The sequence below is a fragment of the Comamonas sp. Tr-654 genome (genome assembly GCF_011752915.1).
Classification (GTDB): Bacteria; Pseudomonadota; Gammaproteobacteria; order Burkholderiales; family Burkholderiaceae_C; genus Comamonas.
The window spans coordinates 610,271-635,702 of the sequence record NZ_VWWQ01000003.1 but is presented as its reverse complement, the minus strand read 5'-3'; the positions used below and the strand labels follow the sequence as shown (position 1 = coordinate 635,702).

The following is a 25,432-nucleotide window of genomic DNA, read 5'->3' as shown; positions in this document are numbered from 1 at the left end:
CAATGTAGGAGCGGGGGCTGACAGTTTCTGTCAGCAGCGCCGCTCAATCTAGCGTGTAGCCGGTTTCGTCCAGCCAGCGCTGTATCAGCGCCTGGCGCCTTTGCGGATAGCGTTCGCCCAGATCCTCCAGCGCGTCCACGCGGTCGGCGCGAAAGTGTCGAAAGGCCTGGCGCAACTCGCACCAGGCCGAGACCACGCGGCTGCGCTCGAAGTAGGCCATGGCAAACGGCCAGACCCGGCGCTGGCTTGGTACGCCATGCTGGTCGCGGTAATGCAGCACGACCTTGTGTTCGGCGCGGATGGCGCGGCGCAGTGCGGCCTGCCAGGGCTCGGGCGGCGGGTCGTTCTGCATATTGGGAACCAGCAGGCCGCTGGTATCGACAGCGATGCGCAGCTCCAGCGGCAGTGCCGCACGGATGCGGTCCATGGCGGCGGTGGCGGCCTGGGCCAATTGCGGATCGGCCTGCAGGCTGGCCCAGCGAGCGCCCAGCAGCAGGGCCTCCAGCTCGTCGGCGTTGAACATCAGCGGCGGCAGCAGAAAGCCGGGCCGCATCTCGAAGCCTATACCGGGATCGCCCAGAATGTCGGCGCCCTGGGCGCGCAAGGTGGCAATGTCGCGGTACAGCGTGCGCAGGCTGATGCCCAGTGCCTGGGCCAGCTCGGGCCCGGTCTGCGGCTGACGGGCGCGGCGCAGCGTATCCAGCAATTGCAGCAGACGGGCGGAACGACTCATGGGCAAATTTCAGAGGTGAACGACGCCGGAGTTTGGCATGCTCTCATGCCGGGAGGCCTGTTGGTCGTTATCCCCGAGCTCCCTCCTCCATCACTGCGAGAGAGGAGGGAGCTGCCAGGCCCGCTCAGGAGGTGGTGTTCATGGCGCCAGCCGTGATCTCCAGGCTGCGCAGGCGCAGCTCGGCGTCATAGACATCGCTGACGATCATGAATTCATCGGCCTGGGTTTCATCGGCCAGATTCTGCAGGCCCTGGCGCACGGTATCCGGGCCGCCGATGACGCCCACGGCCAGAAAATCGGCAATCGCCGCCTGGGCGCGCCCATCCAGTTGCTCCCAGAAGTCCGGTATCGGGGGCATGAGGCGGGTGCGGTTGCCGGTCAGAATGCCGAGCACGCGTTGATAGGTGCTGCTGGCCAGAAACCGTGCCTCTTCATCGCTGGGGGCCGCAATCACGGGCACGCCGACAATCGCGTAAGGCTTGGCCAGCGTGGCGCTGGGCTTGAAGGTCTGACGGTAGATGGCCAGGGCCTGGTGCAGCATGCGCGGGGCAAAGTGCGAGGCAAAGGCATAGGGCAGACCCATGTGCGCAGCCAGCTGGGCCGAGAACAGGCTGGAGCCCAGCAGCCAGATGGGCACGTGGGTGCCGGCACCGGGCATGGCGATGATGCGTGCTCCATCCTGGTGATCGCCCAGCAGGCGCTGCAGCTCCTGCACGTCGCGTGGGAAGTCCTCCTCCGTCTCCACGCGGTCGCGGCGCAAGGCGCGCATGGTCGCTCCGTCGGTGCCCGGCGCGCGCCCCAGACCCAGGTCGATGCGGCCCGGGTAAAGCTCGGCCAGCGTGCCGAAGGCCTCGGCGACCACCAGCGGTGCATGGTTGGGCAGCATGATGCCGCCCGAGCCCACACGAATCTTCTGCGTGGCGCCTGCGATGTGGCCGATCAGCACGGCTGTGGCCGAACTCGCAATGCCCGGCATATTGTGGTGCTCGGCCAGCCAGTAGCGGTTGAAGCCCAGCTTTTCAGCCTGCTGCGCGGTGCGCACGGCAATCTGCAGGGCATCGGCCACCGTTCCGCCTTCGCGCACGGCGACCAGGTCCAGCATGGACAGCTTGACGTTGTTCAGGGATTTCATGGCGATTGATCTCTATGGTTTTGATAGCTTGCAGCGTTTTTGGGGTCAGCGCTTGCGGCCGATTTCACGTCCAAAAACAATGCCGACCATCACACCCCAGGCCAGCAGCAAAGCTGCCATGGCGTAATAGGTGCTGCCGGCCTGCATGGCGAATACCGAGCCCAGCAAGGCCACCAGCGCCGCCATGCGGATTACGCGGCGCAACTGGTCCACGGGCAGGCGGGCCTTGAGGTTGAACAGCACGGCGAGGCTGATGACAGCCAGGGCGATCAGCAGCAGAAACAGATCGCCGCCATAGGGCTGGACGGAGGTGCGAAGGTTTTCAAGCATGGCAACGATTCTGGCAAAGGCTCAATGACCGCTGCTGACTGAGGCCATGCATGAAAAAGCCCACCGAGAGGTGGGCTGTGCATCGAGGCGGGGAGTCAGTTCAGGCCGAGGGCGGCAAGTAGCGCATCGGCTGCAGTGCCGTTGAGCCGCTGTTGATTGCTGACCATCTGCTTGTCCCGATAGCCGACATAGGTGATGCCGCCGCGCTCGACGAACAGGCGGTAGTTCTGGAAGTTGCTGACATTGAGCTGGGTGGGCTCCTGCGTGAAGCGCAGCACCTTGGCATCCGCCTGGGTGGCGATGCTGTAGTTGCTGACCAGGATCGTCTTGCAGGTGGACACTCCGTTGATGAACAGGGTCCGGTTGTTGGGCAGGGTGCTCATATCGCCCTCGCATTCATAAAAGCGCGCGCGCTGCTCGCCGCCGTTCTCGAAACCCACCATATAGCGCTTGTAGGCAGCGCTGCCATCGGGCTTGAGATAGTCACGGCGGCTGACCAGCACGCGCGAGTTGTTGCCATGCACATCGGCGGCCGAGACATTGGGCGCAAAGTCGCCTGCGTTCCAGGCGATGAACTCCGCAAGCGTCGCACTGCGCCAGGTGCTGGAGTCAGGGTTGTTGGGGGCGTCGGCACGGGCAATGGTGGCGCGGTTGGCGTTGTTGCTCAGGTAGTAGTCGCTGCCGCCCAGGTCGGTGACGGTGCGATAGCTGAGCGTGGAGCCGCTGGGGAAGGTCGTTTCGGCGGGAAGCTGATCGGGTCTGGGGCCCCAGTTGGCAAAGCTGCCGTCGGCAGAGTCCTGCCAGGGGGCGGAGCGGATCTCGGTGACGATGTCGCGCATCTTCAGGCCGGCGATATTGCGCACGCTCTGCTTGGATCTGCTGGTCAGGCTCTTGCAGTACAGGGATTCGGTCTCGCCGCTGGCGAGGCTGGTGGTCTGCTGTACGAAATCGGTGGGACAGGAAAACCATTCGCTGCCCGTCCAATAGACCTGCGGCCGGGTCCAGGGCTGCTCCTGGCCGTCAACCACGCGCTCGCGAAATTCCGTGAAATAGCGCTTGCCGTTGGCATCTGGCGTGTTCTGCTCGGCCGTGGCTTCGAAAGCCCGGATGTAGTAGTTGCTGGTGTCGCTAAAGCTGAGCCAGCGCAACTGCGTACTCGGCGCGGGGGCACCGGCCTCGGGGCTGGTGGTCTGCGCCTGCATGGCTGCGATCAGGCCCACATTGCCGGCCGTGACGCCCGAAGCGCGTGCAATTTGCTGGCCCGCAGTTTCCATGGCGGATTGCTTGTCCTTCATGGAGGTGCTGGTGTCGCTGAGGGCGGGATTGTCCAGCACGGCCGTGGCCACGGTTTGCAGCTGCTGCAGCAGCACGCTGTTGACGGCGGCATTGAGCTGCGCCGGAGTCAGCGGCGTGCCGTCGACGCCTGTGGCGCCCGCCGTGTTGGTGAGCTGGGTCTGGGTGGTCACCACGATCAGGCGCGCCATGGTGGCGGCCAGCTTGCCGGCGTTGCTGCCGTCCTGGGTGAAATCCACCAGCGCCGAAGTGCCCAGGCCCAGCTGGCTCTGGATGGCTGCTGCCGCATCGCTGGTGCTGCTGCCCGTGGCCTGGCTGTGCGCATGGACCAGGGTGCTCAGCGGGCTGACGACGCCAGGCTGATCGGCGGGGGCTCGCAGCATGAAGGCCACGGGAACGGCGCCGGTGTCGGCATCGACGGAGTCTTTGGTGACCAGGGCCAGAATCGGGTACTTGCCCACATCGGCCTCGGGCACGTCCAGATTTGCCTTGCCGGAGGCATCGGTGACGGCACTGGGCTCTTCACTGTCACAGCTGCCGTTGTCATTTCTGTCCAGGCAGACCTTGACGTTCTGCAGGGCACCGTCGATCACGGTGGTGGAGACCGAAGTGGTGGCGGGTGCCGGAGCGGGCGAGGGCGACGGTGCGGGAGACGCGCTGTCGCTGCCGCCGCCACAGCCGGCAATGGAGGCAATCAGGACCAGGGAGCCCAGGGCCACTGAGCGGCGGATGAATGGTGTGGTGGTGGGTGCTTGTGACATGGCAGCCTTTGGTTGAGAGTGGCTGCCTTGTTTGTAAGTACTTGTTGTCGCGAAAACATCACCAAAATGGGTGAAGGGTTTGCAGTGATTTCAAAGTGTGAGTAAATGAAATAAATCCCCGGCGAAGTGCCATCAGGCGCTTGCTGTGGCGAGCCTTGGAAGGGGGCTCTATGGCGGTAGCGCATCTGCCTTTGATGTTGCAGGATCGGGTTCCTGCCTTGATAGCGGCCATCTACGAGTCGGCGCTGGAGCCGGCGCACTGGCAGGGCTTTCTGGCCTTGTTCGGTGCGGCCCTGCGTTCACCGGCCAGCGTGATATGGGCCAACGACTTCGCACAGCGGACGGTGGATCTGGACGGGGGCTTCGGCACTTTCGGCGCCAGCCAGGGCTTTGCCGCCGCCGAACTCGAAAGCTTTGCTGCGCACTACTGCCAGTGCAATGTCTGGTTGCAGGACCAGAGCCTGCATAGACCGGGCACGGTGGTGAATTCCTCCACCCTGTTTCCCGACCGGAGCCTGCCGGGTACCGAATGGTATGGCGACTGGCTGCAGCCTCAGGATCTGTTCTATTCCTGCGCGGCCGTGGTCGACAACCAGCACGACCGCTCGTTCAACATCACCGTCGTCAGGCCGCATGCGGTGGGCGCCTACAGCGCCGAAGAGCTGGGCCTTGTGCAGCAGCTTATGCCGCATCTGCAGACCGCGTTTGCGATGCACCGACGCCTGTACCGTACCCAGGCATTGCTCAACGCATCGCTGTCCGTGCTGGAGGATCTGCCGGTGGGCGTGGTTCTTCTGGATGAATGTGCGGCCGTGATGCATGCCAGCAGCCGGGCCTTGCGCCTGATGGAGCAGAGCCAGCTGATGTATCGCAGGGCCGACGAGAGCCTGCATGCCACCAATGCCGCAGACCAGCGCTGGCTGCAGAAAGCCATGCGGGACTGTGTTGCCACAGGACTGGGCAAGGGGCAGCACCACGGCCGGGCCAGCCGCTTCACAGGGCTGGCCGGACAGCAGTTGCAGGTCATGGTGTCGCCGCTGCCCGTGCACACCAGTCCCTATGGCGAACGCAGTGCCGCCATGCTGCTGATCAGCGATCCGGCACTGAGCATTCCCTCGCTGCAGGAGTTGCTGCGCAATCTGTATCGGCTCACTCTGGCGGAGGCTCAACTGGCTCAGGCGCTGATCAATGGCTGGACCCTGCAGGAGTTCGCCGAGAGACAAGGCCTGTCCATCCATACCGCACGTTCGCAGTTCAAATCGGCGGCGGTCAAGGTCGGCGTGGGGCGGCAGGCCGATTTCGTGCGCGTGCTGCTCACGGGCCCGGCCATGTTGCGCTGGCGCGAGTGAGCCCGTGGCCGCTCAGTCGCGTGTGACGCGCATGACCTCGGCCTGGGTGGTGATGCCTTCGCGCACCAGGCGTTCGCCATCCTCGCGCATCAGCTGCATGCCTGCCGCCATGGCAGTCTCACGGATCTCGGCCTCGCTGGCGCCGCGATGGATCTGGGCGCGAATGGCGTCGTCCACCGCCAGCAGCTCGAAGATTCCGGTACGGCCCCGGTAGCCGCTGGGTTCGCTCAGGTCGACTTTGCGCACCAGGCGCTGTGCCAGCACTCCTAGCAGTGAGGACGACAGCAGAAAGGGCTCGACTCCCATGTCGATCAGGCGGGTGACGGCGCTGGGCGCGTCATTGGTGTGCAGCGTGGCCAGCACCAGGTGGCCGGTGAGCGAAGCCTGGATGGCGATCTGCGCGGTTTCGAAGTCGCGGATTTCGCCGATCATGATCACGTCCGGGTCCTGACGCAGCAGGGCGCGCAAGGCCTTGGCAAAGGTCAGCTCGATCTTGGCATTGACCTGGGTCTGGCCCACGCCGGCAAGCTCATATTCGATGGGGTCTTCCACCGTCATGATGTTGCTGTGGCTGGCGTCCATGCGCTGCAGCGCGGCATAGAGCGTGGTGGTCTTGCCCGAGCCCGTGGGGCCTGTGACCAGCACGATGCCGTGCGGCTGCGCCGTGAGATGGGTGAAGCGCCTGAGCGTCTCGCCGCCCATGCCCACGGCCTCCAGGCTCAGCTTGCTCTCGCTCTTGTCCAGCAGACGCAGCACGGCGCGCTCGCCGTGGGCACTGGGCAGGGTGGAGACGCGTACGTCAATGGCTCGCGTGCCCAGGCGCAGGCTGATGCGCCCGTCCTGGGGCAGGCGTTTCTCGGCAATGTCCAGGTCGGCCATGATCTTCAGGCGGCTGATCAGGGCGGCGTGCAGCGCGCGGTTGGGCTGCACTACCTCACGCAGATCGCCGTCCACGCGGAAGCGCACGCTGGAATGGCGCTCGTAGGGCTCGATGTGGATGTCCGACGCGCCGTCGCGTGCCGCCTGCGTGAGCAGAGCGTTGAGCATGCGGATGATGGGGGCGTCGTCGGCGGTCTCCAGCAAGTCCTCCACGGCTGGCAGGTCCTGCATCATGCGTGTCAGATCGGCATCGGACTCGACCTCGCTGACCACCATGGCGGCGCTGGAATCGCTTTGAGCATAGGCCGCGCTGATGCGGTGAGCCAGTGCGCCGCTGTCCAGCAGCTGCCAACGCTGCACCGCGTGCTTGCGCTGCACTTCGGAGATGGCCGCCCAATCGGGCTGCGGGCCATGCCAGAGCACGGGCTCCTGGCCGTCATCCTCGATCAGCAGCTGGCTGCTGCGGGCAAAGCCATAAGGCAGTGGATAGCGCATGCGTGGCCTTCGCTTACAGGGTGCCCGCAGGCAGGGGGGCGGGCGTCACAGGCGTCACGGTCACGGGCTGGCCGTCCACCGTGGGCTGGCCGGGACGCGTGAAATCCACGATCTCGGGCTTGGCGCCGGGCACGATGACCACGTTGGCCGCGCGAGCCGGAGTTGCGCCGCTGGAGGCTGGCAACAAAGGCGCGGCATTGACATTGCGCATCAGCAGATTGGGGTCGGGCTGCACGGTTTGCTGCATGCCGCGAATCGACTCATAGCGGTCCTGCGAGAGCTGGCTGGTGGAGTTGGCGTCACGCAGCACGGTGGGGCGCAGAAACACCATCAGATTGGTCTTCTTGCGCTCGCGGCTGGTGTTGCGGAACAGATTGCCCAGCAGGGGAATGTCGCCCAGTAGCGGCACGCGCTCCTGGCTCTGGCTGTATTCATCGGCAATCAGGCCGCCCAGCACCACGATGGCGCCGTCCTCGACCAGCACATTCGACTCGATGGAGCGCTTGGTGGTGGTGGCGCCGGACTGTGCATTCGCCGTTCCCTGCTTGACCGCAGAGTTCTCCTGGTAGACGGCCATCTTGATGGTGCCGTTTTCGTTGATCTGCGGACGAATCTTGAGCAGCGTACCCACATCCTTGCGCTCGTACGTGGTGAACGGATTGACCGAGCCCGAGGTGCCTGCGGTGTTGGTGTAGGAGCCCGTGGGGAAAGGGACGTTCTCGCCCACCATGATGCTGGCTTCCTCGTTGTCCAGCGTCATCAGATTGGGCGTGGACAGAATATTCGTGTCGCCGTCGCCCTGCATCAGATTGACCAGGGCACCCAGGCTGGTGTTGCCGTTGACGCTCTGGGTGAAGCCCAGGTTCATGCCCTTCATGCTGCCGATGGCCGAGGCCTGGCTGTCGGTGAGGGCTGTACCGTTGACCAGATTGCCCACGGCACCCGACAGGCCGAAGATGTTGGAGATGCCGCTGATGGAGGTGCCGTTGCCGAGCACGCCCAGCACACGGCCGTTGTTGCGGATCACCGAGCTCCACTGCACGCCCAACTGGGCGGCCTTGTCGGCGGAGACTTCGACGATCAGCGCTTCGATCAGCACCTGGGCGCGGCGGCCGTCGAGCTTGTCGATGACGGTGCGCAGCTGACGGTACAGCGGGCCGGGGGCCGTGATGATCAGCGAGTTGGTCGTGGGGTCGGCCTGGATCATGCCGCCCGTAGATGGTTGCTGGGCGGTGCCGAAGCGGGAGCTGGGGCCGCTGTTGCCACCGCCCAGGCCCACGGTGGCACTGCCGTCCGTGCCGCGGGAAATCACGGGCTGGGAGCTGGTGGCAGCATTCGTGTTCGAGCCGGCCGCTGCCGTCATGCCCTGCTGGCCACCCAGGGTGGTGCTGGCGCTGGTCTGGGCGTTGATGGCTGCACGCAGCGTGGCGGCCAGGGACACCGCGTCGGCGTTCTTGAGATACACCACATGGATGTTGCCGTCGTCGCCATTGCCCGTCATGGCCGGCTGGTCCAGGCGCGCGATCAGCGAGCGGATCTGCGACAGCTTGGCGGGGTTGGCGGCGCGGACCAGCACCGAGTTGCTGCGCGGCTCGGCCAGTATGGAGGTGCGGAAACTGGTATCTGCCTGGCCAGCGGCCGCGCCGGCTCCGGCCTGGACCACGCCGCCGGCGGTGGCCGAGCCACCTTCCATCAGGCGGTTGACCAGGGCGACCATGTCTGCAGCCACGGCATGGCGCAGCGAGATGACTTCCACATCGGTGGCGTTGGAGACATCGGTGCTGGCGATGATGCGGGATATGCGCTGCAGATTGTCCGCGTAGTCGGTGATGATCAGCGAGTTGTTGCCGGGGTTGACGTTGATGGTGTTGTTGGGGCTGATCAGCGGCCGCAGCACGGGCACCAGATTGTTGGCGTTCTCGTAGTTGAGCTTGAAGATCTGCGTGACGATCTGTCCGCCGCCCTGGCTGCCGCGTGCACCCTGGCCGATGGCGACCTCGCTGGCCTGCAGCTTGGCATCAGCCTCGGGAATCACCTTGAACAGACCTGCCGACTCCGTCACCGTGAAGCCCTGCATGCGCAGCGCCGCCAGATATTGCTGGTAGGCCGTGGCCGGCGAGACGGCCTTGTCGGTCAGCAGCGTGATCTGGCCCTTGACGCGCGGATCCACCACCACATTGCGATTGGTGATGGCGGCCATGGCGCGCGACACGGCTTCGATGTCGGCATTGGTGAAGTTCAGCGTGACCGGCTCGCCTGGTCGCAAACTAGGAGTGGCATTCGCTTGTCCACTCTGGGTTTGAGCATGAATTGGTGCTGAAATGCAGACGGCAAGCGAGGCAACAGCTATCGAATGCAGTGTGTTTTGCCAGGCGGTGCGTGAATGCTGAGTCATGGGTCAACCAAAGGTGATGATGGAGCGCGCACCCTGGCGGCGCCCCAAGATATTGAGCAAATTCGACAGAGCGGCTTCGCGCTCGGGGTTGGCAGAGGCTTCGCCCCTGAAGTGCAAGCGCGAACCCACCCATTGGCCCTGGCCGCTGAGCTGCAGGTCGCCGCCCAGCGTGGTCAGATTCAGCTGGGCATTGTCTCCGCCCTGTATGTCGAGACGATAGCTGCCCAGGGGTCTGAGCGACGACAGTCTGGACGATACGGCCAATGCTTCCAGCCGCGTCAGGCCCTGGCTGGTGGCCCGGCCGGCGCGATATTGCAGTGTCAGCCCGACGGTGGACAGGCGCAACTGGCCCTGCAGGGCCACGGTGTTCCAGGGCGTGCCAAGGCCGGCCAGCATGTCGGCGGGCAGTTGCAGCACGCTGTCCTTGAAGCGCACCGTCATGGCGTTCCAGCCCGGCTGCAGCTGCGCCAGCATCGGGGTGCTGGTGCAACAATCGCTTTGCAGGCTGATGCTAGCGCCGCTCAGGCTGGGGCGCAGTGTCCAGTTCAGGCGCGTGGGCAAGCTGCTCTGGTCCTTGCTGTCCTTGCCGCCGGTGAGCACCAGTCGGGCCGAGCCACGCCAGAGCGTGCCGCGCGGCTCCTGCAGCAGTACCTGGTTGGCCGTGACCGATTGCACGCCGGCTGCCAGCCAGGCTGCCGGAGCCTGGACCAGCACTGTCAGCAGAGCACCCAGCAAGGCACCGCCCACTGCCCAGCGGCGCGGCGAACGCGGATCGCCCGCCTCGCGCGGTCTGTGCAGGGCTTGGCTGGCGGGGCGTGACCGGGAGAGTTTCATGGCCTGGGCTCAGTTCTGCCCGCCCGCGTTGCCGGGCAGGTCGAGCAGCAGAGTGCCGCTCCAGCGGGTGATGGCCGCGTCGTCGGCGGTTTCGCCGAGGATGCGGTTGAGCTTCATCTCGGCCACCGAAGCATGGCTGTTGTCGCGCACCTGGGCCAACCATCGGGCCAGGGCCGGCGCGGCGGTCTGGGTCAGGCTGACCTGGGCACGGTTGCCCAGCCACTGAAGCCGGGCGCTGTTGCCCAGCTCGGTCTTGAGCGACTGCTCCAGCTGCGAGCGTGCATCGGCGCTATTGCCTTGCGGCTGTTGACGCAGCAGCTCGGCCTGGGCCTGCATCTGCAGCATGTTCTGCAGTTCTAGCTCCGCCGCCGCATGGCGTGCCGGGGCCGTGCGCAGGCTGTGCAGCGCCGGTGCCAGCGCCACCCACCAGAGCAGGGCCAGCAGCACCACGCTGGCGGCGAGCAGCAACAGATTCTGTTCGCGCTGAGCCAGGGCGCTCCAGCGCTGGCGCAGCGGCGCCAACGCGGCTTTCAAGGCATTTTTCTGCTTCATGGCTGAGCCTTTGCAGTGAGAACCAGCTCCGCCTCTTCGCGTTGCAGCAGATAGCCGTTGGCCTGCAGACTTTGCTGCGCGTCGCTCAGCGCTTCGGGGCTCAGGTCCAGCCCCGAGATGCGCAGCTGTTTGTCCTGGTATTGCAGGCTCTTGGCGTTCTGAACGCCCTGGATGCCGGCACTGGCGGCCAGCAGTGCTTCGAGATCGCCTGCGGACAGGGCGCCGGAGTTGCTGCGCAGCAGATCCAGTTCGCGCTGCATCTGCACCGGCGCATCGATGACCACGGGCACATGCGGGAAGGCGGTCTGCAGCACCTGCTTGGCCTGCTGCTGGCGCATTGCGATGGCGCGGTTTTCCTTGAAGGCCCAGGCGTTGAGCCCGACTAGCTGGGCGGCTACTGCAATGCCTGCAGCCCAGCGGGCGGCACGCCATTGCGGGGCTTTGGCAAAGCCGTGCCAGGCATCGAGCAGGCGCCGCTTGGCACGGGTGCTGCCGCCCAGGTCTAGATCGAACTGGGCCAGGTCGCCGGCATAGCCATGGCTTTGCAGCAGTCGCAGGGCGGCGGTGAAGATGCTGACCGGGCGCTGCAGCGCTTCGGCGCTGCGGGCCAGATGGGGCTCGGCCAGCACCGGCAGCTGCTCGGGCAGGCGCGCCAGCAGGGACTGAAGCAGGATGGGGTCCGCGTGCTGAGGAAGGATCACGAGCCCCGCCTGCGCATCCAGTCCGGTGGCGCTGAGCTGGGGCTGCAGGCTGTCGCCCGACAGCAGCAGCTGCGGATTGCTGCTGGGCCACTGCTCCGGCACCAGGCGGCTGACGGCATGGCCCTGGTGTTCCAGCGCCTGCAGATGGGATTGCAGCCAGCTCTTGTCGCAGGCTGCCACCCAGCAGGTCTGGCCTGCGGCGGAGCCGGCGTCCAGTGCCAGATGCATGGTGGACGGCTCGTCGAGCAGCTTTTCCTCCAGCAGACCTTCAAGCACGGCGCGCAGGCGCTGTTGGCGCCGGCCTTGTACGTTCAGGCCCGGGGGCAGGGTGACGCTGTGCCAGGACAGCTGAGCGGCCGGGATGACGGCGGTGACCTGGGTGGTGCGGCCGGTGGCCGGCAGCAGGGACGCCGCAGCCTGGCCGCTGCGCTGAACGCTTTGACCATCATCGCTGAGGACGTAGAGATATTCCGTGGCGAAGTTGGCGGGCTTCGCCGACAGCTGTATTAGCAATGTGCTCATGAGGGAAGATGCAACATTCTATGGGGTCAGTGTGACATCGGGGTGTCAGTGTCTGGCAACTGAGGGCATCCCCCAGTCGGCATGCTCCTGCCACAAGGTGTTGACGCTCATGTCCTTGCGCTGAATCAGTGAGCGCTGGCTCAAGACGTTGTCCCCGAGGCGCAGGCGGCCACGGGCTTCGAAATAGCTGGTGGTCACGGAATGCGTGGCACTGTTGAAGATGCCGGTCAGTCCTATGGCCGCAGCCGCAGCACTCAGGGACTTGAAGGGGGAGGCGTCGCGCAGCTGCACCAGCTGGTTGGCGCGAGCCCAGTCCAGATCCTCGGTGCTGGCCCAGATGACCTCGGCGCTGGCCGTGTTGATATTGACGGTGGTGCGTTCAGGCAGCAGCGATACATAGGGCTCGATGCGCGCGATGATGCGTGGATCAACACCCAGCCAGCCCAGTTGCCCGACCGTGCGCGGCATCAGCGGCGCAGCCTGGCTCTTTCCGCGCATGGCTTGCTGCAGGGCCGTGGCGATCTGCATGGCGGAGCTGCCAGGCAGGCCCAGGCGCTCGAACAGGCGCAGAAAAGGCTTGAGGTTTTCCTCCTTCACGCTTGAATCGGCTCCGCTGAGCAGATTGCGCAGATTCAGGCGCGACTGCAGATCCACGATCTCGCCCGAAAGAAAGGCGTCCTGCATGTCGGCAAGGCCGTCGTCCACCTGGCTGACATTGTTCTTTGCGGCCAGGAATGTGGACAGGCGCGCTTCCTGCAGCGGCACGGCCCAGGGCTCGCCAAGATGGTCTACCGGGTTGCTGCGGTTGGCACGCGAGTCCTCCTGCAGTACCACGCGCGACCAGTCCAGCGCGCCCAGCAGCAACCAGTTGGCCTGCACGCGATTGCGTTCGGCGGTCTCGATTTCGACATCGCGCCATTGCTGCCAGAGCGCGGCCGAGGCCAGGGTGGCGACCAGCACCACCGTCAGCATGGCAGCCAGCAGCGCTGCACCGCGTTGGCGCGTGCGCCTGAGACTGGCGCGCCCCAAGCCGGAAACCCCGAGCAAGGGCCGCCCCGCAGCGATGGGGGTGTCCCCTTGGGGGGAAGGCACGAAGCGACTCAGGGCGGATTTCATGATCGTGAGTTGGAGCGCAGCGGGTTGACCCAGTCCACCGTCATCACACCGTTGAGCGCGCGGCCGGGCGGCAGGGTCAGCTCGATGCGTATGCCGTCGGGCACCGTGGGCAGCACGGGATTGCCGTCGCTGCCGACGCTGCTGCCGTCATCGCCGTCCTGATCGCTGGACTGCGGGTTGGTCCAGGCATTGCTGCGGTAGTAGTAGACACGCCAGAGATCGAGCGGTATCAGCACGGTTTCGCGGCGCATCTGGTCGCTGGAGGGATTGCGGCCCCATTGGCCTGCCTGGTTCCAGGCATCGTTCCATTCACTGACCGTGCGTGCGGGCAGCGATTGCCAGCGCACCCATTGGGAGCGGCCGTCCACATTGCGTCGGCTCCAGGCCACGACGAGTGCCCCGTTGTCGACAGCGGCACTGGTCTTGCGCGTCAGGCGCAGCACCTGGCCATCCCAGTCCAGCACCTGGCGCCCCTGCAGCGGCATCAGCGCGTTGAGGTCGGCATTCCACTGGGCCAGCACGGTCTGCATGACGGCGTGCTGCTCGCCCCGTTCACGCGTCACCTCCTGCGCGCGCAGCATGCCGTCGATGCCGCGCCAGCTCATGATGGACAGCAGGGCCATGGCGGCCAGGGCGACCAGCAGCTCGATCAGCGTGAAACCATGGCTTCTGTTGCGCATGCTGCTCATGATTCAGTAACGACCGACGATGGTGGAGACGCGCAGCACTGCAGCCGCTTCGGAAAACACCTGGGCATCCACGCGCCTGAAGCTGGGATTGGGCGTGGGGCGCACGCTGAGCTGTACCTGCATCTGTCTGCCGGCCTGCTGGCAGTTGATGGTTGAATCGCCGACTGCCGGCATCTGATTGAACAGCCGCAGTCGCACCAGCTCGTTCTGCGCGCAGAGCTGGGCCAGGATCACGTCGGACTGGCGCTGGGCGTTGCGCGTCAGCGCGCTGCTGGCCTGAAGGCCGGCCAGCAGGGTGACGCCGACAATGCCGACCGCGACCAGCACCTCGATCAGTGTGAAGCCGCGTTGCTGCAGTGCGGGTTTCATGGCGCCACCTGTAGGCTTTGAATGCTGAACGGGCGAAGCCCGTCGGTGGCCAGTTGCAGCGGCGCCGAGTTGCTGCCGGGAAGCGACAGCGTAATGCTCTGCCTTGGAATCAGCGGCCCCGGCCCCAGCACTACGGGCGTGGCGGGTTGTACCAGCACGGCTGTCTGCAGCCATTGCGTGGGCATCTTGACATTGGCCGGCAGACCTTCGAAGCGAAAGCCTTGTGGCAGCGGGCGCCAGACCACCAGCGTGCCGTTGGTGCGGGCCTGGGCGCGTGCCGACTCCAGCAGTGTGGCCAGGCGCTGGGCTTCGCGCTCGAGCTGCTGCTCTCCGCTGTCACGTATGGCCAGGCTCACACCGGCCGTTGCCAGCGCCATGATGGAGATGACCACCAGCAACTCCAGCAAGGTAAATCCGGCGTGTTTGAGTTGAGCCATGAAGGAGTGAGCGGCCGAATTGCTGATGTGAAGCGGGTTAGACGGAGGACGTTTCGCTGCCGGGCAGCCCCAGGGCGAAACTCGGCTTTAGCCGGTCAGGGCCCCTTGGGGGCAGCGACCACACGCAGTGAGGGAGCGTGGGGTCGATGCTCTCGTGGGGGCTCATTGCTATTGCCAGGAGCCGATATCCGCATCCTTGCCTTCGCCGCCGGCTTTGCCGTCAGCGCCCAGGGACATGATGTCGATGGGGCCCTTCACGCCGGGGTTCAGGTATTGATAGGGATTGCCCCAGGGATCGTTGGGCAGCTTTTCCAGATAGGGTTTCCAGTTCTGCGGAGCCGGGCCGGTGGTGGGCTTGACCACGAGCGCCTGCAGACCCTGTTCGGCCGTGGGGTAGCGCTGGTTGTCCAGACGGTAGAGCTTGAGCGCCTGGTTGATATTGGCGATATCGGTCTTGGCGGCGGTTACGCGGGCATCGTCGGCACGGTCCAGCACATTGGGCACGATGAGGGCAGCCAGCACGCCGATGATGACCAGCACCACCATCAATTCGATCAGGGTAAAGCCGCGCGATGCGGCGTGGCGAATAGCAGACAGCGGATGGCGGCAGTTGGTGCTCATTGGAAACTGTAGGAAAAATGCAGTATTGCACCATCATAATCGTCGAATGCGAACGCAATCTTTCAATCCAGGTCAAGGCATCCCCATGCAGGTCAAGCTCACCACCCTGCTGCTGTGGGCGATTGCCGCTGCGGTGGTGGTGTTCTGGACACTCCGGTTCGTTGGCAGCGCCAGTGAGCAGTTACCCTCGGTCCTGCCTGCGCAGCCGGTGCAGGCCAATGCCCAGGCCATGGCCAAGGCTTTGGGGGCGGTCGCCGCGCCTGTTGCCGCCGTGGCTGCACCAGTGGCCAGCCGCTATGCCTTGCTGGGTGTACTGGCCGGGCGTGAAACTGGTGGCGGTGCCGCCGTGATTGCCGTGGAAGGCAAGGGCAGCAGGGCCGTGCGCGTGGGTGAAGCCGTGGAGGAGGGCGTGATTCTGCAATCTCTGGCGGCGCGCGAAGCGCGACTGGGTCCCGCCAACGGGCCGGCCAGCACGGTGCTGCAATTGCCCAGGCCACCCATGGCGTCATTCAACTGAGTTCGAGCCGCAGCCACTGCCCATAGGCGGGCGCAGGCAAGGTCCATTCATGGCTTTGCGGCAGCTGGCGGCCATGCTGCAGCAGCCATTGCGCGCAGCGCGCCACGCCTGCGTGGCAGATCCACACCATATGTGCGCTGTCGCCGGCGGCTGCGTCTTGCAGCGCTTCGTGAACGCGCTGCAGCATGTCTGCCAGGGATTCGCCGTCGCCGGGCGCATGCAGCGCCAGATCCTGCGCCCAGGCGCTGATGGCGGCTTCGCCGATGTCATTCCAGCGCATGCCTTCCCAATGGCCGAAATCCATCTCCAGCAATCTGCGGTCGGCGGTGGAGACGAAATCGGGCTCCAGTGCCTGCAGATCCAACGCCAGCTGTCTGCACCTCTTTAGCGGCGAATGGCGGATCTGCAACTGTCCATGCAGGGGCTGCAGAGATGGCAGCAAGTCCTGTGCGGCCTGCCGGGTGGCCTCTGCATCGGCGGCGATATCGAGGCGGCCGTAACAGCGCTCGGTGTCGATCAAGGGGCGTGCGTGGCGCACCAGCCATAGTGTTTTCATGCCTGAAGCAACTGGCGCAGGTAGATGCAGCTGGTCAGCAGCAGCGCCAGTTCATTGAGCTGCTGGCAGGCGCCCAGGCAATCGCCCGTCATGCCGCCCAGACGCTTGCGCAGCCAGCGCTGCAGCAGCCAGGTGGTGACCAGCATGGCTCCCAGTAGGCTGGGCACAAAGCTCCAGACGCCAAGCCAGCCCAGCAGCCCCAGTGCCGGCAGGCACCAGAGGCCGCCGGTCAGCAGGCCTTGCCAGCCCAGTTGCCTGCCCGCGATATGCAGGGTCTTGCTGCTCGCGACCAGGCCGACATGGGGCAGGCTGTGCATCAGCACCAGCGGCGCAAACCGCGACAGCACATGAATGCAGCACACGAGGATGAGCACCGGCACCGGCCCCCAGAACGACTGCATCACGGACAGCAGCAGGGCGATCAGCACGACCTTGGTCAGCAGGGCCATGAGCAGGGCCATCACGCCATAGGCGCCGATGCGCGAATCCTTCATGATCTCCAGCGCGCGCTCGGGCGCGACCAGGCCGCCCAGCCCGTCGGCAACGTCGGCCAGGCCGTCCTCATGGAAACCGCCGGTCAGCCAGAGCGTGCCGGCGGTGCTGATGAGCGCCGCCGCCAGCGGCGACCAGGGGCTTGCCGGCAGCAGCCACAGCAGGGCTCCCAGCAGCAGCGCAGCCCACAGGCCCACCAGCCAGCCCACTCCCGGCAGATGCGCGGCGCTGGCGCGCTGCATCTCGGGGCTCCAGCCCACCCAGGCCGCCAGACGTCCAGCCACGGGGATGCGGCTGAAAAACTGGACGGCCAGCAGATAGTGGCGCAGGGCTTGCATGGGTTGTGAATAAAAAAGGAGCTAATTGCGCTTGATATTCATGGATTTCAGAGTCTTCTTTATCTGAAATTCATGCTGAGTAAGCGGCAGAAGCTCCTGTTTTTTACTTCAGGAACAACTGGTACGCAGGATTGCCGGTTTCCTCGACCCAGGGATAGCCAAGGTTCTTGAGGAAGCTGTCGAACTTCTTGTGGTCCTTGGCCGGCACCTGCATGCCGACCAGGATGCGGCCGTAGTCGGCGCCCTGGTTGCGGTAGTGGAACAGCGAGATATTCCAGGTCGGCGCCATCAGGCTCAGGAACTTGAACAGTGCACCGGGACGCTCGGGGAAGACAAAGCGCAGCAGGCGCTCGTCCTGGGCCAGCGGCGAGTGGCCGCCCACCATGTGGCGCAGGTGCTCCTTGGCCATCTCGTCAAAGGTCAGGTCCAGCGCCTCGAAGCCGTTCTTCTGGAAGTTCTTGCAGATCTTCTCGGACTCACCCTTGGTCGGCGTGGTCAGGCCCACAAACACATGGGCCTTACTGTCGTGGCTGATGCGGTAGTTGAACTCGGTCACGCTGCGCGGGCCGCCGGGCAGCTTGCCCACCACCTCGCAGAAATGCTTGAAGCTGCCGCGTTCCTCGGGGATGGTGACGGCGAACAGGGCTTCGCGTTCTTCGCCGACCTCGGCACGCTCGGCCACAAAGCGCAGGCGGTCGAAGTTCATATTGGCGCCGCTCAGTATGGCGGCGTAGGTCTCGCCCTTGGTCTTGTGCCTGGCCACGTACTGCTTGATGGCCGCCACGCCCAGGGCGCCCGATGGCTCCACGATGGAGCGGGTGTCGGTGAAGATGTCCTTGATGGCGGCGCAGACAGCATCGGTGTCCACGGTCACATAGTCATCCACCAGGCCCTGGGTGACGCGGAAGGTTTCCGCCCCCACCAGCTTCACGGCCGTGCCGTCGGCGAACAGGCCCACATCGGCAAGCTCCACGCGCTCGCCCGCCTGCACAGACTGCATCATGGCGTTCGAGTCCTTGGTGTGCACGCCGATCACCTTCACCTCGGGGCGCACGGCCTTGATGTAGTTGGCAATGCCGGCAATCAGGCCGCCGCCGCCGATGGGCACGAAGATGGCATCCAGACGCTGGCTGCCCAGCTTTTGCAGCTGGCGCAGCATTTCCATGGCGATGGTGCCCTGGCCGGCAATCACATCGGGGTCGTCAAAGGGGTGGACAAAGGTCAACCCTTCGGACTTTTGCAGCTTGACGGCGTGCTTGTAGGCGTCGGAGTAACTTTCTCCGGCCAGCACCGCCTCGCCGCCCAGAGCGATCACGGCATCGATCTTCACCTGGGGCGTGGTGGTGGGCATCACGATCACGGCGCGGCAGCCCAGCTTCTTGGCGCTCATCGCCGTGCCCTGGGCATGGTTGCCCGCGCTGGCGCAGATCACGCCCTTTTGCAGCTGCTCGGCCGTCAGATTGGCCATCTTGTTATAGGCGCCGCGCAACTTGAAGCTGAACACGGGCTGCTGGTCCTCGCGCTTCAGAAGCACTTTGTTGTGCAGGCGGCGGCTGAGATTCTTGGCAATGTCCAGATCCGACTCCACGGCTACGTCATAGACGCGTGCATTGAGGATGCGAGTCAGATAATCGGCAGGGGTCAGGGCTTGGGTCATGGTGCAAATCGAAAGCAGAGCACCAGAGCCAGGGTAATCAGCCTGCCGGGTGCATGGAAGCCGACCATGATAGGCGCTTGCTTGCTGCGCTGCAGTACTCGCTCAAGAGGTGCATGCTGTTGCTCTGAGAAACCCGGGGAGCAGGCACGAAAAAAAGCCCCTAGCTCAAGAGCTAGGGGCTGAATCCACCATTAGAGGAGGTGGAGGAGACAAGGGGTGCGATACAGATCGGGATTAACCAGTAATCTGCAGTCTGCCTGCGGGTTTGACCTCACAGGTAACGCTTGGGTTGTATTGTATGAGGCTTGTGTTTTCTGTGCATCAAAAGATTCGGGTTTTTATGTATTTGATGCAAAATTGCAACAGTTACGAGAGGAAAAACAATGGAATGCACGGTTAGTTGGACAGGCGCGGCCACCGGAACGCGCTCGGGCATGGGTTTTGTGGCAGAGACCGGCAGCGGCCATGTGGTCAATATGGATGGCGCGCCGGACGAGAAGAACCCGGCCAACGGCGGTCGTAATCAGGCTCCGCGCCCCATGGAGATGCTGCTGGCCGGCGCCGGCGGCTGCACGGCCTACGATGTGGTGCTCATCCTCAAGCGTGGCCGCCACGATGTGAAGGGCTGCAGCGTGCAGTTGACTTCCGAGCGCGCCGATGTCGACCCCAAGGTGTTCACCAAGATCCATATGCAGTTCACGGTCAGCGGCAAGAACCTGCCTGCCGGCGCCGTCGAGCGTGCCATCGCCATGAGCCACGACAAATACTGCTCGGCCACCATCATGCTGGGCAAGACCGCCGAAATCACGACGGGTTTCGACATCGTCGAAGCCTGAGTCGTACTCACGATCACAAAGAACGGGCCGCTAAGGCCCGTTTTTTGTTGAACAAAGTGTCCGTCTCCGTGTGATACGTCAGATACGGTGCGCTGTAATAGTCATGACCTTGGCTGCCACACGCATCAGTCCCTGGGCAATCGGGGGCAGTTGCATCGCACCTTCATCGATCGCTGCAGCGGCATGACGTTCCTCGTCATCCTTCATGCGCTCGACTACGGCACGCGACGCCTCGTCCTCCTCAGGCAGGCGGCCCAGATGGCTGCCCAGGTGGGCGGAGACCTGGTTTTCGGTCTCGACCACAAAACCCAGGCTGGTGGCATCGCTGATCTTGGCGGCAATCGTGCCGATGGCAAAAGCGCCCGCAAACCACAGCGGGTTCAGCAGCGAAGGCCTGCCACCCAGGGCATGCAGGCGTTCCCGGGTCCATGCCAGGTGGTCCATTTCTTCGCGCGCGGCATGCAGCAGATGTTCGCGCAGCTCCATGTCCTTGGTGACCATGGCCTGGGCGTTGTACAGGGCCTGGGCACAGACCTCGCCCACATGATTGACGCGCATCAAGGCTGCAGAGAGCCGTCGCTGCTCATCGCTTAAATCGGCTTCGGCAATTCCTGTAGCGGGCGAACGTTCGGAGGCAACCGGGTCGGCAAAGAGAGTGCGAAGAGCTGCATCGGCAGCGGTCAGAAACTTGTCCATGGTGAAAAGAGCTCAGTGCGGCGCCCGTGTGGCGTCAATGCACATAAGGTACACCAGAGTGATTCATCCGCAACTTGCGTTGGGGCAATGCTAGGCTGAAACCCCTAAGGGTGTGCCCGCTAGTACGGTCCGGAGTTTGTTGCGGTGGTGCAACGAAAACGCGCCGAATCGAGCAGTTTTGGGTGAATTCCTTTGCGCTGGGCTCGGGGGTCTGGTGCAATAGACCCAACTTCCCCACCAGGAGGTTGGCGCGGGAAACCGGTGGAGCTCGAGGCTCAAGTCTCTCTCCCATAGAACCGGCGCCCTTCTAAACCTTGGAGTAACTCGTAATGAAAAAATCTCTGATCGCCCTGGCAGTGCTGGCCGCTTCCGGCGCCGCAATGGCTCAATCTTCCGTGACTCTGTTCGGTATCGTTGACACTGGCGTGTCTTACGTGAACAACATCAACGCTGCTGGCGACAGCAAGTACGGTGTTGGCACCAGCGGCAACGCAACCAGCCGTCTGGGCCTGCGCGGTACTGAAGACCTGGGTGGCGGTCTGAAGGCTGGCTTCTGGCTGGAAGGCGAAATCTTCGGTGACAACGGCAATGCTTCGGGCTTTGACTTCAAGCGCGAATCCACAGTGCGTCTGTCCGGCAACTTCGGTGAAGTTCGCCTGGGTCGTGAAACCACCCCCACTTTCCGTGCTGGTCTGAAGTATGACCTGTTCGGCGCTACCGGTATCGGCCAATTCATGGGCTACAAGGACTGGGCTGCTTCCGGTCTGGCTGACGGCAACACGATCCGTAAGGACAACATGCTGTCCTACTCTTCGCCCAATTTCAGCGGCTTCACCGGCAACATCAGCTACGCTTTCGACGAAAAGGCTAACCAAGCTACTCTGGGTGGCAAGGGTGGTCGTTACATCGGTGGTAACGTTGGCTATGACAATGGCCCCCTGAGCGTGACTGCTGCTTACGGCACTCTGAGCTACGGCAATCTGGGTGACCGCGACGAAATGTCCATCGGCGCTTCCTACAACTTCGGCGTGGCCAAGGTTGTGGGTCAGGCTCAACAGATCAAGTACAAGCCCAACGCTGGTTCCAGCGAAAAGTTCAACAACTACGCTCTGGGTGTCTCGGCTCCCGTGGGTGGCGTGGGTGAAGTGAAGGCTCAGTACGCTTTCTACGACCAAAAGGGCGACAACACCAAGGCTCACCAACTGTCTCTGGGTTATGTACACAACCTGTCCAAGCGCACTGCTCTGTACGGTACCGTGGCTTACCTGAAGAACAACAAGAACTCCGGCCTGGCTCTGCAAGCCAAGGACGTGAACACTTCTGTTGGTCTGGGCAAGAACCAAACCGGCGTGCAAGTTGGTATCCGCCACGCTTTCTAATCAATTGCTGGTGTAAGCCAGTAACTGTTTAAAAGCCAAAGGCCTGTCGAAAGACAGGCCTTTTTTGTTTTTCCGGGTTAGACCTTAAAGGGTGATTGCTGAGAGGTTTGCCCCCAGAGGGAAAGGCCTGTGTTGCGCTTGTGCCAATGCTCGCGCGGTTGAGGAAAGCATTTCTAGAATGAATTTTCCACCAACTGTTTGCGAATTGAATTAAGAGAGAGGCAACACAATGGCAGCTTCATTTGTGAAAAAAACATTGGCCTTGGCTGTGCTGGGAACCATGGGAACTCTGGCATATGCACAAAGCAGCGTTCAGCTATATGGCATTGTGGATGCGGCAATTCGCCATACGAATAATGAGGGAGCGAATAAAAGCGGTCTGACCAAAATGATTGGCGGCGGCATGTCCGAAAGCCGCTGGGGTATCAATATCAAGGAAGACTTGGGCGGTGGCCTGTCGGCGATTGCCAATCTGGAAAATCGTTTCTGGACGGATTCTGGCACTCCCAGCACCGCACAGCCTTATTTCGCCCAGTCCTGGGTGGGCTTGCGCAGCACCAGCTTTGGCCAGCTGACCATGGGTCGCCAGTACAACGTCTTGTTCGATCTGGTCACCTCTACCTACGCATCGTTCCCATATTCCCCTTATATGGATGCCTACAAGCCTGAAATCGGCATGTCTCTGGGCGCGCGCGCAAACAATATGCTGAAGTACGTGGCCGAGTTCGGCCCTGTTCGTGCGGGCTTGCAGTACTCGTTTGACGAGAGCAATACCTTTGCGAAGAAAGGGGCTGGAGTGGATATGACTCCAGGCGGCCTGGCATTGAAGACTGCAGGCGGCTATCTGCGCTATTCTGCCAACGGCATTTCTGTGGGCGGTGCTTTCCAGCGCTCGACCTTGCCAGCTGGCACCGATGTGGATGCCTGGACATTGGGCGGCTCCTATCGCACCGGGCCTCTTTATCTGATGGCTGGCTACGGCCAGAACAAGGTCAAGGATAGTCTGGCGGCTGCGGGCGCAGGTGCTGCTTTTGATGCCGGCTTGCTCAATGCATATTGGACAGGTTCGTCCAATGGTGGCTTTATCGCGGGCAATGCCCCTGGCAATTTTGCCAACAAGCGTGAGATGTTCAAGGTGGGCTTTGGCTACCAAGTCACGCCGCAGCTCAATGCCGGCATGCACTACTACCATGCCAAGCAATCGGGATCGGCGACTGGCGCTTTCAACGGCAAGGCAGACTTTATCGTTGCCGTGGCCGACTATGCCTTTTCCAAGCGTACCGATGCCTATTTCGCGGTGGACCACACCAAGACCAAAGGCGGTGCGGGCGTGATGCTCGATGCCAATGGCGCGAAAAAGCGTACCGGCATCACCATCGGTCTGCGTCATCGCTTCTGAGGCGAATCCTTGGACAAAAAAAGCCAGCCGATATCGGCTGGCTTTTTTGTGTCCGGAGAAGAGCCGCTCGTGAAGCGCGACTCAAAAGGAAAAGGCCGCATCTGCGGCCTTTTCCTTTTGTGCAAAACCGGATGGTGCATACCACCCGGTAGCAGCAGAGCAATTACATGCCCATGCCGCCCATGCCACCCATGCCGCCCATGTCGGGCATGGCAGGAGCTGCATCAGCCTTGGGGGCTTCTGCGATCATGCACTCGGTAGTCAGCAGCAGTGAAGCCACGGAAGCGGCATTCTGCAGAGCAGTGCGAGTCACCTTGGTGGGATCCAGGATACCCATTTCCAGCATGTCGCCGTAGCTGTCGTTGGCAGCGTTGAAGCCGTAGTTGCCGGAGCCGTTCAGCACGGCGTTCACGACCACCGAAGGCTCGCCACCGGCGTTGGCCACGATTTCGCGCAGAGGGGCTTCGATAGCCTTGAGCACCAGCTTGATGCCGGCGTCTTGTTCGGCATTGCCGGTAGCCAGGGCACCAACGGCTTGCTTGGCGCGCAGCAGGGCCACGCCACCGCCGGCCACGATGCCTTCTTCCACAGCAGCGCGGGTGGCGTGCAGGGCGTCTTCCACGCGGGCCTTCTTTTCCTTCATTTCGACTTCGGTGGCAGCGCCAACCTTGATCACGGCAACACCGCCGGCCAGCTTGGCCACGCGCTCTTGCAGCTTTTCACGGTCATAGTCGCTGGTCGCTTCTTCGATCTGAGCGCGGATTTGCTTGACGCGGGCTTCAATTTCAGCAGCTTGGCCAGCACCGTCGATGATGGTGGTGTTTTCCTTGCCGATTTCGACGCGTTGAGCTTGGCCCAGGTCTTCCAGGGTCACCTTTTCCAGCGACAGGCCCACTTCTTCAGCGATGACCTTGCCGCCAGTCAGGATGGCGATGTCTTCCAGCATGGCCTTGCGGCGGTCGCCGAAGCCAGGTGCCTTCACAGCCACAACCTTCAGGATGCCGCGGATGGTGTTGACCACCAGAGTCGCCAGGGCTTCGCCTTCAACGTCTTCGGCAATGATCAGCAGAGGACGGCCGGCCTTGGCCACAGCTTCCAGTGTGGGCAGCAGGTCGCGGATGTTGCTGATCTTCTTGTCGAACAGCAGCACGAAGGGGTTGTCCAGAACAGCGGCTTGCTTTTCGGGGTTGTTGATGAAGTAGGGCGACAGGTAGCCGCGGTCGAACTGCATGCCTTCGACGACGTCGAGCTCGTTGTCCAGCGACTTGCCTTCTTCAACCGTGATCACGCCTTCCTTGCCGACCTTGTCCATTGCGTCAGCAATGATCTTGCCCACGGATTCGTCGGAGTTGGCGGAGATCGAGCCGACTTGGGCGATTTCCTTGGAGGTGGTGGTGGCCTTGGATTGCTTCTTCAGCTCTTCCACCAGGGCGGCGACAGCCTTGTCGATGCCGCGCTTCAGATCCATGGGGTTCAGGCCGGAAGCCACGTACTTGGAGCCTTCGCGCACGATGGCCTGGGCCAGCACGGTAGCGGTGGTCGTGCCGTCACCGGCGATGTCGTTGGTCTTGGAGGCCACTTCCTTCACGAGCTGGGCGCCCATGTTCTGCAGCTTGTCCTTGAGTTCGATTTCCTTGGCCACGGACACGCCGTCCTTGGTCACGGTGGGGGCGCCGAAGGAGCGCTCCAGCACCACATTGCGACCCTTGGGGCCCAGGGTAACCTTGACTGCGTTAGCCAGGATGTTCACGCCTTCAACCATGCGTGCACGTGCTTCACCGCCGAAAACTACGTCTTTTGCTGCCATTTTTGGCTCCTAAAGAATGGGGTTCAAATGTCCTGCCAGCGCTTATCAATCAATCGCCGGCAGCTATGAATAGGGGAGGTGTTCGGGAAGGATTACTTCTCGACGACTGCGAACAGGTCGTCTTCCTTCATGACCAGCAGCTCGTCGCCGTGGATCTTCACGGTTTGGCCAGAGTACTTGCCGAACAGAACGCGGTCGCCGACCTTCACGTTCAGGGCGATCAGTTCGCCCTTGTCATTGCGCTTGCCGGGACCCACAGCCAGCACTTCGCCCTGGTCAGGCTTCTCGGTGGCAGCATCAGGGAGCACGATGCCCGAGGCTGTCTTGGTTTCGTTTTCGAGGCGCTTGACGATCACGCGATCGTGCAGGGGACGCAGGTTCATACCAACTCCTAAATACATCAACAAAGTTGAAACAAGACTTGCCAGCCATCCTGGCCGACATTCGGAATATCTAGGGTCAAGCTGTTAGCACTCAACCCCATTGAGTGCTAATAATAAGGCAATTTCCCGAGCTTTCAAGACCTCCCCCCAGCCGATCAGAGGGC

Annotated in this window: 25 protein-coding genes; 5 read left to right on the top strand and 20 right to left on the bottom strand. The window is 63.2% G+C overall.

Annotated elements, in window-relative coordinates:
- Positions 1-43: 43 nt before the first annotated feature.
- The 4 genes from F3J24_RS12625 to F3J24_RS12610 all read right to left on the bottom strand — a co-directional run bounded on the left by F3J24_RS12625 (position 44) and on the right by F3J24_RS12610 (position 4,249).
- A complete protein-coding gene (locus F3J24_RS12625; RefSeq protein ID WP_167006583.1) occupies positions 44-733 on the bottom strand; it encodes a YafY family protein in 690 nt (229 codons plus the stop codon).
- 124 nt (positions 734-857) lie between these two features.
- Entirely contained in the window at positions 858-1,865 is a 1,008-nt protein-coding gene (locus F3J24_RS12620; RefSeq protein ID WP_167006581.1) for an LLM class flavin-dependent oxidoreductase, read from the bottom strand.
- A gap of 45 nt (positions 1,866-1,910) precedes the next feature.
- Complete coding sequence (locus tag F3J24_RS12615) at positions 1,911-2,195, bottom strand: hypothetical protein (protein WP_167006577.1); 285 nt, start codon at positions 2,193-2,195, stop codon at positions 1,911-1,913.
- A 95-nt stretch (positions 2,196-2,290) separates the two neighbouring features.
- The gene (locus tag F3J24_RS12610) at positions 2,291-4,249 is read right to left on the bottom strand and encodes a hypothetical protein (protein WP_167006574.1); all 1,959 of its coding nucleotides are present in this window, start codon (positions 4,247-4,249) and stop codon (positions 2,291-2,293) included.
- A gap of 170 nt (positions 4,250-4,419) precedes the next feature.
- On the opposite strand from F3J24_RS12610, the gene F3J24_RS12605 reads away from it, so the two are divergent.
- Entirely contained in the window at positions 4,420-5,598 is a 1,179-nt protein-coding gene (locus F3J24_RS12605) for a helix-turn-helix transcriptional regulator (RefSeq protein ID WP_167006571.1), read from the top strand.
- A 12-nt stretch (positions 5,599-5,610) separates the two neighbouring features.
- Here F3J24_RS12605 and F3J24_RS12600 read toward each other — a convergent pair whose 3' ends face one another.
- The 10 genes from F3J24_RS12600 to gspG all read right to left on the bottom strand — a co-directional run bounded on the left by F3J24_RS12600 (position 5,611) and on the right by gspG (position 15,208).
- Entirely contained in the window at positions 5,611-6,972 is a 1,362-nt protein-coding gene (locus F3J24_RS12600; RefSeq protein ID WP_043370842.1) for a GspE/PulE family protein, read from the bottom strand.
- Positions 6,973-6,985: 13 nt separating this feature from the next.
- Positions 6,986-9,367 carry a type II secretion system secretin GspD gene (gene gspD, locus F3J24_RS12595; protein WP_167006568.1) on the bottom strand — a complete coding sequence of 794 codons (2,382 nt, stop codon included), beginning with the start codon at positions 9,365-9,367 and terminating at the stop codon, positions 6,986-6,988.
- Positions 9,368-9,370: 3 nt separating this feature from the next.
- Positions 9,371-10,201, bottom strand: coding sequence for a type II secretion system protein N (gene gspN / locus F3J24_RS12590; protein WP_167006565.1), 831 nt, complete (start codon positions 10,199-10,201; stop codon positions 9,371-9,373).
- Positions 10,202-10,210: 9 nt separating this feature from the next.
- Positions 10,211-10,753, bottom strand: coding sequence for a type II secretion system protein GspM (gspM, locus tag F3J24_RS12585; RefSeq protein ID WP_167006562.1), 543 nt, complete (start codon positions 10,751-10,753; stop codon positions 10,211-10,213).
- Complete coding sequence (gene gspL / locus F3J24_RS12580) at positions 10,750-11,976, bottom strand: type II secretion system protein GspL (RefSeq protein ID WP_167006559.1); 1,227 nt, start codon at positions 11,974-11,976, stop codon at positions 10,750-10,752. Before gspL ends, gspM begins: the two co-directional genes overlap by 4 nt.
- A gap of 45 nt (positions 11,977-12,021) precedes the next feature.
- Complete coding sequence (gene gspK / locus F3J24_RS12575; RefSeq protein ID WP_240154319.1) at positions 12,022-13,092, bottom strand: type II secretion system minor pseudopilin GspK; 1,071 nt, start codon at positions 13,090-13,092, stop codon at positions 12,022-12,024.
- Entirely contained in the window at positions 13,089-13,781 is a 693-nt protein-coding gene (locus tag F3J24_RS12570) for a type II secretion system protein J (RefSeq protein ID WP_205244730.1), read from the bottom strand. The genes gspK and F3J24_RS12570 overlap by 4 nt, the downstream gene beginning before the upstream one ends.
- Before the next feature lie 3 nt (positions 13,782-13,784).
- A complete protein-coding gene (gene gspI / locus F3J24_RS12565; protein ID WP_043370848.1) occupies positions 13,785-14,150 on the bottom strand; it encodes a type II secretion system minor pseudopilin GspI in 366 nt (121 codons plus the stop codon).
- Complete coding sequence (locus tag F3J24_RS12560) at positions 14,147-14,587, bottom strand: prepilin-type N-terminal cleavage/methylation domain-containing protein (RefSeq protein WP_167006553.1); 441 nt, start codon at positions 14,585-14,587, stop codon at positions 14,147-14,149. Before F3J24_RS12560 ends, gspI begins: the two co-directional genes overlap by 4 nt.
- A gap of 168 nt (positions 14,588-14,755) precedes the next feature.
- Positions 14,756-15,208 (bottom strand): type II secretion system major pseudopilin GspG, encoded by a 453-nt coding sequence (gene gspG, locus F3J24_RS12555; protein WP_043003586.1) that lies wholly within the window; start codon positions 15,206-15,208, stop codon positions 14,756-14,758.
- Positions 15,209-15,254: 46 nt separating this feature from the next.
- Between gspG and F3J24_RS12550 the strand changes: the two genes are divergently transcribed.
- A complete protein-coding gene (locus F3J24_RS12550) occupies positions 15,255-15,725 on the top strand; it encodes a general secretion pathway protein C (RefSeq protein ID WP_167006550.1) in 471 nt (156 codons plus the stop codon).
- Here the strand turns inward: F3J24_RS12550 and F3J24_RS12545 are convergent.
- The 3 genes from F3J24_RS12545 to ilvA form a co-directional block, all read right to left on the bottom strand.
- On the bottom strand, positions 15,718-16,281 hold the full coding sequence (locus F3J24_RS12545) for a histidine phosphatase family protein (RefSeq protein WP_167006547.1): 564 nt from the start codon (positions 16,279-16,281) through the stop codon (positions 15,718-15,720). The genes F3J24_RS12550 and F3J24_RS12545 overlap by 8 nt on opposite strands.
- The gene (locus F3J24_RS12540; RefSeq protein WP_167006545.1) at positions 16,278-17,111 is read right to left on the bottom strand and encodes an adenosylcobinamide-GDP ribazoletransferase; all 834 of its coding nucleotides are present in this window, start codon (positions 17,109-17,111) and stop codon (positions 16,278-16,280) included. Before F3J24_RS12540 ends, F3J24_RS12545 begins: the two co-directional genes overlap by 4 nt.
- A 103-nt stretch (positions 17,112-17,214) precedes the next feature.
- Positions 17,215-18,768, bottom strand: coding sequence for a threonine ammonia-lyase, biosynthetic (gene ilvA, locus F3J24_RS12535; protein ID WP_167006543.1), 1,554 nt, complete (start codon positions 18,766-18,768; stop codon positions 17,215-17,217).
- A 383-nt stretch (positions 18,769-19,151) separates the two neighbouring features.
- Between ilvA and F3J24_RS12530 the strand changes: the two genes are divergently transcribed.
- On the top strand, positions 19,152-19,604 hold the full coding sequence (locus F3J24_RS12530; RefSeq protein WP_167006541.1) for an OsmC family protein: 453 nt from the start codon (positions 19,152-19,154) through the stop codon (positions 19,602-19,604).
- Positions 19,605-19,682: 78 nt separating this feature from the next.
- On the opposite strand, the gene coq7 is transcribed toward F3J24_RS12530, so the two are convergent.
- On the bottom strand, positions 19,683-20,300 hold the full coding sequence (gene coq7 / locus F3J24_RS12525; RefSeq protein ID WP_167006538.1) for a 2-polyprenyl-3-methyl-6-methoxy-1,4-benzoquinone monooxygenase: 618 nt from the start codon (positions 20,298-20,300) through the stop codon (positions 19,683-19,685).
- 329 nt (positions 20,301-20,629) lie between these two features.
- Between coq7 and F3J24_RS12520 the strand changes: the two genes are divergently transcribed.
- Both F3J24_RS12520 and F3J24_RS12515 read left to right on the top strand, forming a co-directional pair.
- The gene (locus tag F3J24_RS12520; protein ID WP_167006535.1) at positions 20,630-21,679 is read left to right on the top strand and encodes a porin; all 1,050 of its coding nucleotides are present in this window, start codon (positions 20,630-20,632) and stop codon (positions 21,677-21,679) included.
- A 229-nt stretch (positions 21,680-21,908) separates the two neighbouring features.
- The gene (locus F3J24_RS12515; protein WP_043003580.1) at positions 21,909-23,078 is read left to right on the top strand and encodes a porin; all 1,170 of its coding nucleotides are present in this window, start codon (positions 21,909-21,911) and stop codon (positions 23,076-23,078) included.
- A 163-nt stretch (positions 23,079-23,241) separates the two neighbouring features.
- Here the strand turns inward: F3J24_RS12515 and groL are convergent, their stop codons facing one another.
- The gene (groL, locus tag F3J24_RS12510) at positions 23,242-24,885 is read right to left on the bottom strand and encodes a chaperonin GroEL (RefSeq protein WP_019043013.1); all 1,644 of its coding nucleotides are present in this window, start codon (positions 24,883-24,885) and stop codon (positions 23,242-23,244) included.
- 92 nt (positions 24,886-24,977) lie between these two features.
- A complete protein-coding gene (gene groES / locus F3J24_RS12505; protein WP_003058782.1) occupies positions 24,978-25,268 on the bottom strand; it encodes a co-chaperone GroES in 291 nt (96 codons plus the stop codon).
- Positions 25,269-25,432: the final 164 nt, after the last annotated feature.

Coding starts and splice junctions, on each gene's coding strand:
- F3J24_RS12625 (WP_167006583.1), bottom strand. CDS start 733: ATGAGTCGTTCCGCCCGTCTGCTGCAATTGCTGGATACGCTGCGCCGC.
- F3J24_RS12620 (WP_167006581.1), bottom strand. CDS start 1,865: ATGAAATCCCTGAACAACGTCAAGCTGTCCATGCTGGACCTGGTCGCC.
- F3J24_RS12615 (WP_167006577.1), bottom strand. CDS start 2,195: ATGCTTGAAAACCTTCGCACCTCCGTCCAGCCCTATGGCGGCGATCTG.
- F3J24_RS12610 (WP_167006574.1), bottom strand. CDS start 4,249: ATGTCACAAGCACCCACCACCACACCATTCATCCGCCGCTCAGTGGCC.
- F3J24_RS12605 (WP_167006571.1), top strand. CDS start 4,420: ATGGCGGTAGCGCATCTGCCTTTGATGTTGCAGGATCGGGTTCCTGCC.
- F3J24_RS12600 (WP_043370842.1), bottom strand. CDS start 6,972: ATGCGCTATCCACTGCCTTATGGCTTTGCCCGCAGCAGCCAGCTGCTG.
- gspD (WP_167006568.1), bottom strand. CDS start 9,367: ATGACTCAGCATTCACGCACCGCCTGGCAAAACACACTGCATTCGATA.
- gspN (WP_167006565.1), bottom strand. CDS start 10,201: ATGAAACTCTCCCGGTCACGCCCCGCCAGCCAAGCCCTGCACAGACCG.
- gspM (WP_167006562.1), bottom strand. CDS start 10,753: ATGAAGCAGAAAAATGCCTTGAAAGCCGCGTTGGCGCCGCTGCGCCAG.
- gspL (WP_167006559.1), bottom strand. CDS start 11,976: ATGAGCACATTGCTAATACAGCTGTCGGCGAAGCCCGCCAACTTCGCC.
- gspK (WP_240154319.1), bottom strand. CDS start 13,092: ATGAAATCCGCCCTGAGTCGCTTCGTGCCTTCCCCCCAAGGGGACACC.
- F3J24_RS12570 (WP_205244730.1), bottom strand. CDS start 13,781: ATGAGCAGCATGCGCAACAGAAGCCATGGTTTCACGCTGATCGAGCTG.
- gspI (WP_043370848.1), bottom strand. CDS start 14,150: ATGAAACCCGCACTGCAGCAACGCGGCTTCACACTGATCGAGGTGCTG.
- F3J24_RS12560 (WP_167006553.1), bottom strand. CDS start 14,587: ATGGCTCAACTCAAACACGCCGGATTTACCTTGCTGGAGTTGCTGGTG.
- gspG (WP_043003586.1), bottom strand. CDS start 15,208: ATGAGCACCAACTGCCGCCATCCGCTGTCTGCTATTCGCCACGCCGCA.
- F3J24_RS12550 (WP_167006550.1), top strand. CDS start 15,255: ATGCGAACGCAATCTTTCAATCCAGGTCAAGGCATCCCCATGCAGGTC.
- F3J24_RS12545 (WP_167006547.1), bottom strand. CDS start 16,281: ATGAAAACACTATGGCTGGTGCGCCACGCACGCCCCTTGATCGACACC.
- F3J24_RS12540 (WP_167006545.1), bottom strand. CDS start 17,111: ATGCAAGCCCTGCGCCACTATCTGCTGGCCGTCCAGTTTTTCAGCCGC.
- ilvA (WP_167006543.1), bottom strand. CDS start 18,768: ATGACCCAAGCCCTGACCCCTGCCGATTATCTGACTCGCATCCTCAAT.
- F3J24_RS12530 (WP_167006541.1), top strand. CDS start 19,152: ATGGAATGCACGGTTAGTTGGACAGGCGCGGCCACCGGAACGCGCTCG.
- coq7 (WP_167006538.1), bottom strand. CDS start 20,300: ATGGACAAGTTTCTGACCGCTGCCGATGCAGCTCTTCGCACTCTCTTT.
- F3J24_RS12520 (WP_167006535.1), top strand. CDS start 20,630: ATGAAAAAATCTCTGATCGCCCTGGCAGTGCTGGCCGCTTCCGGCGCC.
- F3J24_RS12515 (WP_043003580.1), top strand. CDS start 21,909: ATGGCAGCTTCATTTGTGAAAAAAACATTGGCCTTGGCTGTGCTGGGA.
- groL (WP_019043013.1), bottom strand. CDS start 24,885: ATGGCAGCAAAAGACGTAGTTTTCGGCGGTGAAGCACGTGCACGCATG.
- groES (WP_003058782.1), bottom strand. CDS start 25,268: ATGAACCTGCGTCCCCTGCACGATCGCGTGATCGTCAAGCGCCTCGAA.